Raw genomic sequence first — 10,973 nt, 5'->3', positions numbered from 1 at the left:
ACACAAGTTACGAGCGATCGCTCGTCGGTTCTGGTACACAGCACGCCTCTGTGATAATTTAAGAGAGTAATAAAGATACGTGCGCGTAGCGTGCCTTCGGCATCACCTTATCTAAAAATCATACTTTAATTCAGCAACGCCAATTTTTCTTGTGTCATGATAGAGCAAAACTCTTTGTTAAACTCTAATTCTTTGAGAAGGAGAAGGAATCTCTTTTTTGCTACTATAATAAACCGTTTCTATCCATAATTCTCTAGCCTCATCAATATTATTAATTGCCTCTTCTAAAGTCTCTCCCTGAGTCATACATCCCTCTAAATCAGGAATCATAATCGTATAGCCTCCTTCTTCTTCTGGATAAATTGACATAGGATATTTTAATAATAAATAATATTCTAACGATTTTTTTTTGGTAAGACTATTCATTATCAGAATCCTCTAAATTTAATTTGTTAATTATTTCTTCAATATAAGTTTTTTTGACTTTTTGACCACCTTTTTTAGGAACAATAATTACATCACCTCGATCGTTTTCAAAAGCATGATGACTACCTTTTGATCTTATTTCTTGATAACCATAAGCCTTCAAGACAGTATAAATCTCTTCAAAACGGGCTTCTGGTGGGCGAGATAATAACTTTTTAATTAATTTTTCTAATTTACTCATTATTTTAAACTCAAAAGGTGGGCATTGCCCACCCTACGATTTAATGATTACTCAATGCCTTCGATGCGATCTTCCGCTTCTTGGTACAGTTGTTGTAATCGATCGATATTCTCCTCTGAGGTTTCCCAGTAACCACGCCCGTTAACTTCTAAGAGGGTGCTTACCATTCGGCGGAATGAATTGGGGTTTAAATCCATCAACCGTTTACACATTTCTTCATCTTGGATAAAGGTGGTGTTGGTGTCTTCATAAACCCAGTTATCCACAGCGTCGGCGGTGGCACTCCAGCCCATAGTATTTACAAGGCGTTTGGATAACTCCCTTACTCCTTCGTAGCCGTGAGATAACATCCCTTCGTACCATTTGGGATTTAATAACTTGGTACGCGCATCTAAACGCACGGTTTCCGACAAGGTACGCACCTGAGCGTTAGCGGTGGTAGTGTCAGCGATATATGCAGAAGGTTTTTTGCCGTCATCGCGCAAGGATGCAACTACTTTTGTCGGATCAGAGTCGAAGTAGTGGGAGACATCCGTTAAGCTAATCTCCGAAGAATCGAGGTTTTGGAAGGTTGCATCGGCAGTTTTCAAGGATTTCTCGAACATTGCTCGGTTTTCATCCATTACCCCCGGATTATCGGAGTTAAACGCAAAGGATTTACGGTTTAAGTACATATCCCGCAATTCTTGCTCCTCTTCCCAACTGCTATTTTCTACCGCTAGGTTAACGTTACTCGAATATGAACCAGATGCGTTGGAAAATACACGGGTTGCCGCTTGACGTAGGTTGATGCCCATTTCTTCCGCTTGGGCTAATGCGTGTTTACGAACGAAGTTCATCTCTAAAGGTTCATCTGCTTCGGCGGCTTTTTTGACGGCTTGATCAAGTAAATTCATTTGATTGATGAATAGATCACGGAATACACCTGAACAATTAACAACTACGTCAATACGAGGTCTTCCTAACTCTTCTAAGTCAATCAATTCGAGTTTGTTGACGCGCCCTAAAGCATCAGGCACGGGTTTAACTCCAATCATCCACATAATTTGAGCCAATGATTCCCCGTAGGTTTTGATGTTATCCGTCCCCCATAATACACAAGCGATCGTCTCTGGGTATTTACCACCGTTGTCGATCTTTTGACGCTCTAAGAGTCTGTCCACAACGATTTTAGCCGATTGTACAGCCGCTAGGGTAGGGATTTTTTGAGGATCGAGAGCATGAATGTTTTTACCTGTAGGTAATACGTTAGGGTTGCGGATGGGATCGCCTCCCGGTCCAGGTAGTACATATTCACCCTCAAGGGCTTTTAATAATGCACCTAATTCATTATCAGCACAAACTTGCTCTAAGCAAAATTCGAGATATTCAAAAAGAGGTTTTAAGGCTTTTTCATCAACTTTGGTATAACCTAATTCGTGTAATTTGGCTACCCAAGGCTCTTTTTTGCCCATATTGAAGAAGTTTAGCTTAGAAACGAAAGAAACTCGCCCTTCTGCGTTGATTTGCTCTTCTACTAAGGCTCTTACGGCTTCTCTGGTGGCTTCGGTTATGTTTTGCAATAACTCCACATCCACTAAAACTCCTTTATCAGCGTTGCGGTAAATTTCTTCAATTTTACGTCCAATACTATTAGCAATAATGGTAGTTAAGGCTAAAATGCCCTCATCTTCCCTGTCTAAACTAGCGATATTAACGAGAGTTGCGATCGCTTCCTCAGCAGTAGGAGGTTTACCGACAACGTGCAATCCACAAGGTAACAGACGGGATTCAATTTCCATCAACTTGCGATACACTGAACCCACAATGTGATCACGCTCATCCTGTGATAGAGTGCTAGAGTCGAATAAATCCGCTTCTTGCCCTTCGGGAGTAGCAATTTCAGGGATGTCTTTATCGAGGTTGCAGATACGGGCTTTATCGACGATGGTATTAACAATTTGCACACCACGCCCACTATCTTTAAGGGTTTGATATGAGCCGATTAAGTCGCTTAATTCTTCTAAACCTTTGTAAAGTCCAGCATTTTCCGCAGGAGGAGTTAAGTAAGAAATGGTGGCGGCATAACTACGACGTTTGGCAATGGTTGCTTCACTGGGGTTATTAGCGGCGTAATAGTAGATGTTGGGAATATTACCGATAAGGCTATCAGGGTAACAGTCACCCGACATCCCCATTTGTTTACCCGGCATAAATTCTAATGAGCCGTGAGTGCCAAAATGCAATACAGCGTCCACACCCCAAACTTTTTCGAGGTAGGTGTAATAAGCGGCGAAACCGTGATGAGGAGAAGCTGATCGAGAGAAAAGTAATCTCATGGGATCGCCCTCGTAACCGAAGGTAGGTTGCACACCGATAAACACGTTACCGAACTCTTTACCGTAGATTAGCAGGTTTTGTCCATCACTGTTGAGATGCCCTGGAGGCGCACCCCAGTTTTCTTCTAATTTTTTGGAGTAAGGAGTTAAGCGCTCGTATTCTTCCACACTCATGCGATAAGCTACGTTTAATTCTGGGCTAGAATATTGTGCTTGAGCATCGTGAATCACCATCTCCATCAACTCTTTAGCGGTTTCTGGTACGTTTTGCACGTCATAGCCGTTGTTTTTCATGCCCTTTAACACTTCATGAATTGACCCGAAAACATCTAAATAAGCTGCTGTACCCACGTTTCCTTTATCGGGGGGGAAGCTAAAGACGGTAATGGCTAGTTTTTTGTCAATTTTGGGCTTTTTGCGTAAATTTGTCCATTTTAAAGCCCGTCCTGCGATCGCCTCTACCCTGTCTTGTAAAGTGATAGAGCGTCCAGTATTACCATCTCTACCTGATAAAATTATAGGCTCAATTGCACCATCTAACTCAGGGATAGCGATTTGTAGTGCAACTTGGATAGGATGCAAACCGAGATCACTTTCTTCCCATTCTTCCGTAGTTTGGAATACCAACGGTAAAGCCACCATATAAGGGCGATTGAGACGTTTCAAAGATTCAATGGCTTTGGGGTGATCTTGTCGTGCAGGACCTCCTACAAGGGCAAATCCCGTTAAAGATACGACAGCATCCACGATGGGTAAAGGCTCAACTCCTGCCACGGCTTTATCTAAGAAATACTCATCCACAGGCTTAGAGAAATCTAAACCACCAGCAAAAATGGGAATAACACGAGCGCCACGATATTCAAATTCTTGTAACATTGCCACATAATGAGCATCATCACCAGTGACAAGGTGAGTACGTTGCAACACCAAGCCAATAGTAGGGGCAAGGGGATCTTTTAAGTCGTCATTGATGTCATCACGGGTATTATACCAGTTAAGATATTCCTTGATGTCTTCAAACATTTTTGGTGCTAAAGGATGCCAAATACCCATATCAGGATACACTACAGGCTCATTATATTCTCTGTTACCAAGTAAAGATTTTTCTCCCGTGAAGACATATTTATCAGCTAACATCAAGAAGAAGTTTTCGAGGTTATCGGACGAACCACCTAACCAATACTGAAAACTTAACATGAAGTTGCGCGCATCTTGGGCTTTTTCAACGGGAAGATATTTTAAAACCGTAGGCAGGGTGCGTAATAATTTGAGCATGGCATCTTCAAAACCTGCTCCATTTTTCTGTTTACGCTTCTTCATAAACTCCCCGATGACGCTTTTACTTTGTCCGAGTTGTGCCATACTGAAGCTACCCATTTTATTAAGGCGCATTACTTCAGGCATGGAGGGGAAAACTACCGCCGCATCAAGTTTATCTCGGTAGGGAGTAACCGCATCCACCACTTTTTGAGCTAAGTCTTCGATGAAGATTAAAGAAGCGATAAATATATTTGCTTCGGATACGTCTTTCTTAAATTCTTCGTAGTTTTCAGGGCTTCGTAACTCCTCGATAAGATAACCACTTACTTCTATGGCCAAGTTAGGATTATGGGCGTTAATGGATTTAATAGCGGCAGTAATTGAGCTTTGATATTGTGCTTCTAACAACACATAAACCACTTTCATTAAAGCACGTCCTTGTAAGTCGTCTGGTGCTATATGTCTGATGGCGGATTTTACGTTTGTAAACATTAAGTTGTAAACTCCTAGTTTTTGAAATTAGAGAGGGTATATTAAATATTATGACAGAGCAAAAAAAATGGCTCTTTATACTTTGTACCACGAAACTAAGCTCTTTTACCTATTCACTTCTTAATATTTACGTTTATCCGTAGTTTTTCGTGACATCCCTTTATATTGTCAACAAAAGTTGATACTGAGATCTTAAATCAGTACATTAATACCTGATAGTCAAAGCTGAATAAATCAATTCTCTTATGGTTAATGCCCATTCTTGTACTCATTACTCATTACTCATTACTCCCCTAAACAGTCAATGGAAATAGGGGTGCAAGATCTGAAAAAAATTAGCTGATACAAATTACTATGATACGATTATAAAAAAACAAATCACAAAAAAAATCATGACCAAAACATTAAATAAACTAATCGGTTACGGCATCGGGGGGGGGGGGGGTAATACTTATGACTCTTGCTAGTGCTGACTCGGCTTCGGCTTTATCCTTAACCACAACTTTTGCCGGTGGTAATAGTTTGGACTTCAATCAAGCTACAGGCATAGGGAATATGTTTGACCTCACTACTTCTACTAATGATTTAACCATTAAAGAGTTAGCAGTCAATGTTGATACCACTGGAACTTTTATCTTAGAGGTTTACACTAAATCAGGCACTTATGCGGGTTTTGAAAATAATTCCTCACCTTGGACTCTTGTTTCTAGCACTACAGGTACGGGGCAAGGACAAAATAAGGCCTCCTTTGTGGATATAACGGACTTTAATCTTGGGGCTAATACTTTGACTGGAATTTATATCAATACGATAAATGCAACACGAATTCGCTATACCAATGGTGATGGCACAAATCAAACCTACTCGAATAGTGATTTAACATTAAACTTAGGATCTGGGATTAACGGACCATTTGCATCTAATGGTATTAGTGCTAATCGAGTATGGAATGGTACAGTGGTTTATGATATTGCTTCTGCTCAAGCAGTACCTGAACCTGTAACGATTTTAGGTACTTTAGTAGCTTTAGGAATGGGTACTGGTATGAAGCGTAAATTAGGTAAGAAAACTATTTAGGGAATTTTTCCGAATCCTTGTCATCAAGGCAGGGAAACAGTTTCACGCTCAAATTTTTAGTTGACACAAGATAATGGTACAGGACTTGCGTAAAAATATAAATTCAAGCCCCCAACCCAAAAATCTGGAGGTGTTTAATTGTTCTTACCCCCAAACTTGGAGGATCAAGGGGGCTAGTGTATAGTTAAAATATAATAAACAATGGATTTTTATTGATTTTGACGTAAAAGTTTATATATAGATAAAGCGATTAGTGTAAATTTATTTTAATTTGTAACCAAGCAAAAATTTCTCCTAAAGTAATGGTTAATTTATTAGCAAAATTCGGCACTGGAATTATATCATTATCATTTTCAAAAACGTAGGGATGACTATTATTTGTATAGGTAAAAATTAGTTTTTCTTGAGGATCAATTAACCATCCCATGACGCTACCATTATTTAAACAATAAACGATTTTTTTCGTAATTAATACCATAGATTGTTCGGGGCTTAAAATTTCAATTATCCAATCAGGGGCAAGATTAAATTTATTGGCAATTGTACCATCGTCATTGACAGGTAATTTATCCCATGTAAACACCGCTACATCAGGTACAATGGATTTATCAGTAAAGGTACATCGTAATTCAGGAAATGCTAAGGCAGTTTGATTATCTTCGGTAACGGCATTAATAGCATTTGTAAGTTTCAATTGAATTCGGCTGTGTTGTCCTTGAGGCATAGGTTTAGTATAAATTTGCTCATCAAGATATTCTTGGGCTGGTTTAGTTTCGGGTTGGGTTAAAAATTCCGCTAATGTTATGGGTTTTATCGGTGTTTGTACCATCTTTTTTCTGACAATTATTGGCTTTAATCTTAATTATGTCTGAAAATGAAAAAATCGGGCGATCATGAAATGGCACGCAGTGTGCGATCAATTATATTATTACATTTCGATATTAACTCAAATTATTTATAAGGAAAAATTATCGGTAATTGTTTATTATTCAAAGATATAATACTAATTAATATTTCTTTACCTATTTATAAATAATGATTCCTTCTACTGAATATCAACAACGCCGCCAAAAATTTATGAAAGCCATAGGCAAAGGTGTTGCTATTTTTCGTAGTGCGCCTCAAGCAGTAATGCACAATGATGTTGAATATGTTTATCGTCAAGATAGTGATTTTTATTACTTAACAGGCTTTAATGAATCCGAAGCCGTCGCTATTTTTGCACCTAATCATAAAGAACATCAATTCATACTTTTTGTAGAGCCTAAAAATTTAGCCAAAGAAATTTGGACAGGTTATCGTGTAGGAGTAGAAGCGGCTAAAGAGGTTTATCATGCTGACATTGTCTATCCCATCAATGAATTAGACGAAAAATTATCAGAATATTTAGTAACAGGCGATCGCATTTACTATCATTTAGGGAGAGATTCCCATTTCAACGAAAAAATTATTTATCATTGGCAAAAACTGGTTAGCAGTTATCCTCGTCGTGGTAGTGGTCCTGTGGCATTAGAAGATTCTAATTTTGTTTTGCATCCCCTACGGTTAATTAAAAGTGAAGCAGAAATTGGGATGTTAAGAAAAGCGACAGAAATTTCCGTTAAAGCACATCAAAAAGCAAGAGAAATGGCACAACCGGGGCGTTATGAGTACGAAATACAAGCGGAAATTGAGCATACCTTTAGGATGTTAGGAGGTGACGGCATGGCTTATCCTTCCATAGTAGCATCGGGAGAAAATGCCTGTATATTGCACTATATTGATAATAATAGAGCGATGGAAGCAGGAGATTTATTACTAATTGACGCTGGTTGTAGCTATGGTTATTATAATGGGGATATTACTCGTACTTTTCCTGTAGATGGTAATTTTACTCCTCCACAAAAAGACATTTATCAATTAGTATTGTCGGCGCAATTACAAGCCATTGACTTAGTCAAACTGGGCAACACTTATAATCAATATCATGATAAAGCGGTAGAGGTGATAGTAGAAGGCTTAAAAGAATTAAAATTATTAAAAGGAGACAGTAAAGAGATTATTGAGGGTAAAAAATACGAACCTTTTTATATGCACCGTACAGGACATTGGTTAGGTTTAGATGTTCATGATGCTGGAAGTTATAAACAAGATAGCGAAAAATGGACAACTTTTCAACCCGGTCATGTCTTAACTGTTGAACCCGGAATATACATTTCACCTTATATTAAACCAGTAGAAGGACAACCAGAAATCTCCGATTATTGGAAAGGAATTGGTGTCAGAATTGAAGATGATGTGTTAGTTACCGAATCTGGTAATGAAGTTTTAACCATCGGTGTTGAGAAATAATTGATTAGACAAAATAAATTATAAATATCATCAAAAAATGGGCATTGCAATTGATTTTGGTACAAGTAATACAGTTATAACGAGAATCAATCCCACTACGGGAAAAGGGGAAATTATTAAATTAGCAAATATTTCCCAAAACAATCCGAAAATACCGCCATTAATTCCGAGTTTAGTTTATGTTAATAACGCTGAAAAAGAAGATATAATTATTGGGCAAAAAGTGAGAGATAAAGGTTTAGATATTAATAATAATCCTCGTTATTTTCGTGATTTTAAGCGCGGAATTGGTGCAGAAATACAGGGTTTTTTACCCACTTTAGAAGACAAAAATATTCGTTTTGAAGACATCGGGCAATGGTATTTAAGTGCTATTTTAAAAGAATTAAAAGAAACCCCAGATAGTTTGATTATAACCGTACCTGTAGATAGTTTTGAAAATTATCGTCATTGGTTAACAGGTATTTGTGAGCAATGGAATATCAACCAAGTTAGAATAATTGATGAACCAACGGCGGCGGCTTTAGGTTATGGTAGTGAAAGTGATAATTTATTATTAGTCGTAGATTTTGGAGGAGGCACTATTGACTTTTCTTTAGTAGAATTAGATTTAGGTAAAAGTAAAAAGTCTCAAGGTTTTATCTTAAAATGGGGTGAAAAATTATTAGGAGAAAATAATAAACAAAAAACAAAATTAGCCAAAGTTATTGCCAAAAGTGGTACTAATTTAGGTGGTTGTGATATTGATAATTGGATATTAGATTATTTTCATAATACTCAAGGAGTTACTAAATCTTCCCTGACTCTTCGCCTTGGAGAAAGGTTAAAAATTCAGCTATCCAGTCAAAAAACAGCCCAAGAAGTATTTTTTAATGATGTTACTCTCGACACCTATGATTTACGCCTAGATAGGGCAAAATTTGAGGAAATACTGACGGAAAATCTATTTTTTGACAAATTAGACAAAATGATAGATACTGTCTTAGAACAAGGAAAACTTGAGGGTGTACAACCATTTAATATTGACAAAGTTTTGTTAGTCGGTGGTAGTGGGCAAATTCCTGCTGTACAGACTTGGCTACAAAAATATTTCCCTTCTGAAAAAATAAAAAGTGATCAACCTTTTACTGCTATTGCCACTGGTGCTTTAAAATTAGAACAAGGTTTACAAGTCAAAGATTTTCTTTACCATAGTTATGGTATTCGTTATTGGAATCGTCGCCAAAAACGTCACGATTGGCATACTATTATACCTAGTGGGCAACCTTACCCCATGAGTAATTCCATCGAATTAACCTTAGCAGCCTCGGTGGAAAATCAACCTAGTATTGAATTAATTATCGGTGAATTAGGAGAGAAAAACACCAGTACTGAAGTATATTTCGATGGTGATCGCCTAGTAACACGGAATGTGCATCAAGGGGAGAAAAAAATACAACCTCTCAACGATAACGAAGGAGGAAAAACCATCGCCAGATTAAATCCTTTAGGTATTCAAGGAAGTGATCGTATTAAAGTATTATTTATAGTAGATGAGAAAAGGAGATTAACAATTACTGTGAAAGATTTGTTAACCAATGAAACGTTATTAAATGATGTTATAGTCGCACAATTGTCATAATTAGTGTTGAGAAGAAATTAGTTACCGTTAGACAAAAGTTGAGTTAATGTAAAGAAAAGATTGTAAGCCTCAAAATAAAATTCAAGGCTGATGAAAAATTATCCAAAAACAATATTAGTAAATTTATATTCTGTTATTGTGAGTTGTCCATTTTCTTCACTGGTGATAGTGCGATGGGTTAAGATATAGTAACCATTAATTTTCTCAAAAGTATCTTGAAAAACTGTTTTACCACCTTTAGGTTGTTTACTTTCAGGATCTAAGTATATTGAATCATACCCTTCTGACAAGTATCCTTCATCGGTGTTAAGCACTCCAAAAGTATTTATTGCCACAATAGAGTTACCAATTTTGCGATAGACAAAGGAAACTACGTTATTATTTACTTTATATTTATTACCTTCTCCAGCGCCACCGACAAGAATTTCTATCGCGCCATTTTCATCTTTTTCGCCAAAAGTAAAAGTATTTTCACCGTGACTTTTCTCAAAACTGTGATTAACTCGGTGAATAGTAATTTCCCATAATTGGCTAGTAATAGCTTTTTTGGCGGTTTCGTCTTCGATACCTGACACTTCAAACTGTAAAGAGGCTTTAATTTCTCCTTTGGCAGTATAGCTACCTTGAGGGTTGGTTAAGGTGATGTCACAGGTATAACCCGGGAAATTTTTATCCCAAGTATAACGATTTTCGTAAGCTGATTTAAAAAGTTCTTCTGCTGTAAGGGTTAATGTCATTTTTGATCCTCTAATATTTATTAATTATTATATAGCAATTTTATCATAGGATTTTTCAATTTTTGATCAAGAAGACGTATTCATGATCTAAAATACTTTAACGATTAATATTATAAGGCTTTTTATTTTCATTAGGTAATAGATTTTATTTTATATTATCGGGATATTCAATATTAATTAAAAAAACTCTTTTGATTGTCTGTTATGGTTAACAAAAAAATCCGTGAAAGTTTAAATAAAGCCTTTTTAAAAGTTAAACTATTACGACAAGATATTAATAAGTTTAAAGATAATTTAGAGATTTTATTGAAGATAACAGATAAAGAAATTAGTGAATTATTACACATAATCGGCTTAACAGAAGTAAAACAAGGGAGTAAAAAATTAATTGAAAGATTACCAGAAAATAAACGTTATCAAGGCTCACTTTTAGAAAATACTATCTATCAATTAGATACTTATAATAAGTT

At 36.8% G+C, this 10,973-nt stretch carries 9 protein-coding genes; 4 read left to right on the top strand and 5 right to left on the bottom strand.

All coding sequences use genetic code 11. The features are described from left to right. Positions 1-177: 177 nt before the first annotated feature. From ACEW8E_RS02440 to ACEW8E_RS02430, 3 genes are read right to left on the bottom strand one after another with little or no spacing between them, the layout of a single operon-like run. The gene (locus ACEW8E_RS02440) at positions 178-426 is read right to left on the bottom strand and encodes a type II toxin-antitoxin system HicB family antitoxin (RefSeq protein ID WP_373478750.1); all 249 of its coding nucleotides are present in this window, start codon (positions 424-426) and stop codon (positions 178-180) included. Continuing rightward, positions 419-667 carry a type II toxin-antitoxin system HicA family toxin gene (locus ACEW8E_RS02435; protein WP_373478749.1) on the bottom strand — a complete coding sequence of 83 codons (249 nt, stop codon included), beginning with the start codon at positions 665-667 and terminating at the stop codon, positions 419-421. Before ACEW8E_RS02435 ends, ACEW8E_RS02440 begins: the two co-directional genes overlap by 8 nt. A gap of 47 nt (positions 668-714) precedes the next feature. Then, positions 715-4,737 carry a magnesium chelatase subunit H gene (locus ACEW8E_RS02430; RefSeq protein WP_373478748.1) on the bottom strand — a complete coding sequence of 1,341 codons (4,023 nt, stop codon included), beginning with the start codon at positions 4,735-4,737 and terminating at the stop codon, positions 715-717. 453 nt (positions 4,738-5,190) lie between these two features. Between ACEW8E_RS02430 and ACEW8E_RS02425 the strand changes: the two genes are divergently transcribed. Further along, positions 5,191-5,814, top strand: coding sequence for a PEP-CTERM sorting domain-containing protein (locus ACEW8E_RS02425; RefSeq protein WP_373478747.1), 624 nt, complete (start codon positions 5,191-5,193; stop codon positions 5,812-5,814). A 250-nt stretch (positions 5,815-6,064) separates the two neighbouring features. Here ACEW8E_RS02425 and ACEW8E_RS02420 read toward each other — a convergent pair whose 3' ends face one another. Next, on the bottom strand, positions 6,065-6,643 hold the full coding sequence (locus ACEW8E_RS02420) for a Uma2 family endonuclease (RefSeq protein WP_373478746.1): 579 nt from the start codon (positions 6,641-6,643) through the stop codon (positions 6,065-6,067). A 206-nt stretch (positions 6,644-6,849) separates the two neighbouring features. Between ACEW8E_RS02420 and ACEW8E_RS02415 the strand changes: the two genes are divergently transcribed. Together ACEW8E_RS02415 and ACEW8E_RS02410 are read left to right on the top strand one after the other, a co-directional pair. Next, positions 6,850-8,145: an aminopeptidase P N-terminal domain-containing protein gene (locus ACEW8E_RS02415; RefSeq protein WP_373478745.1), complete on the top strand. Its 1,296-nt coding sequence runs from the start codon at positions 6,850-6,852 to the stop codon at positions 8,143-8,145. Positions 8,146-8,182: 37 nt separating this feature from the next. Next, positions 8,183-9,766, top strand: coding sequence for an Hsp70 family protein (locus ACEW8E_RS02410; RefSeq protein ID WP_373478744.1), 1,584 nt, complete (start codon positions 8,183-8,185; stop codon positions 9,764-9,766). A gap of 98 nt (positions 9,767-9,864) precedes the next feature. On the opposite strand, the gene ACEW8E_RS02405 is transcribed toward ACEW8E_RS02410, so the two are convergent. Further along, entirely contained in the window at positions 9,865-10,503 is a 639-nt protein-coding gene (locus ACEW8E_RS02405; protein WP_373478743.1) for a DUF3386 domain-containing protein, read from the bottom strand. A 204-nt stretch (positions 10,504-10,707) separates the two neighbouring features. Here ACEW8E_RS02405 and ACEW8E_RS02400 point away from each other — a divergent pair. Continuing rightward, the coding region (locus tag ACEW8E_RS02400; RefSeq protein WP_373478742.1) for a hypothetical protein at positions 10,708-10,973 on the top strand (266 nt) is incomplete at its 3' end.

Origin of the sequence: Geminocystis sp., from assembly GCF_041753295.1 — a bacterium.
GTDB lineage: Bacteria > Cyanobacteriota > Cyanobacteriia > Cyanobacteriales > Cyanobacteriaceae > Geminocystis.
Note: the sequence above shows the minus strand (reverse complement) of the source record. Positions and strands in the feature narration are given on the sequence as shown.

What these genes read in the sequence shown, in the direction of transcription:
- ACEW8E_RS02410 (WP_373478744.1), top strand. Translation starts at nt 8,183, where the DNA reads ATGGGCATTGCAATTGATTTTGGTACAAGTAATACAGTTATAACGAGA.
- ACEW8E_RS02435 (WP_373478749.1), bottom strand. Translation starts at nt 667, where the DNA reads ATGAGTAAATTAGAAAAATTAATTAAAAAGTTATTATCTCGCCCACCA.
- ACEW8E_RS02425 (WP_373478747.1), top strand. Translation starts at nt 5,191, where the DNA reads ATGACTCTTGCTAGTGCTGACTCGGCTTCGGCTTTATCCTTAACCACA.
- ACEW8E_RS02420 (WP_373478746.1), bottom strand. Translation starts at nt 6,643, where the DNA reads ATGGTACAAACACCGATAAAACCCATAACATTAGCGGAATTTTTAACC.
- ACEW8E_RS02440 (WP_373478750.1), bottom strand. Translation starts at nt 426, where the DNA reads ATGAATAGTCTTACCAAAAAAAAATCGTTAGAATATTATTTATTATTA.
- ACEW8E_RS02415 (WP_373478745.1), top strand. Translation starts at nt 6,850, where the DNA reads ATGATTCCTTCTACTGAATATCAACAACGCCGCCAAAAATTTATGAAA.
- ACEW8E_RS02405 (WP_373478743.1), bottom strand. Translation starts at nt 10,503, where the DNA reads ATGACATTAACCCTTACAGCAGAAGAACTTTTTAAATCAGCTTACGAA.
- ACEW8E_RS02430 (WP_373478748.1), bottom strand. Translation starts at nt 4,737, where the DNA reads ATGTTTACAAACGTAAAATCCGCCATCAGACATATAGCACCAGACGAC.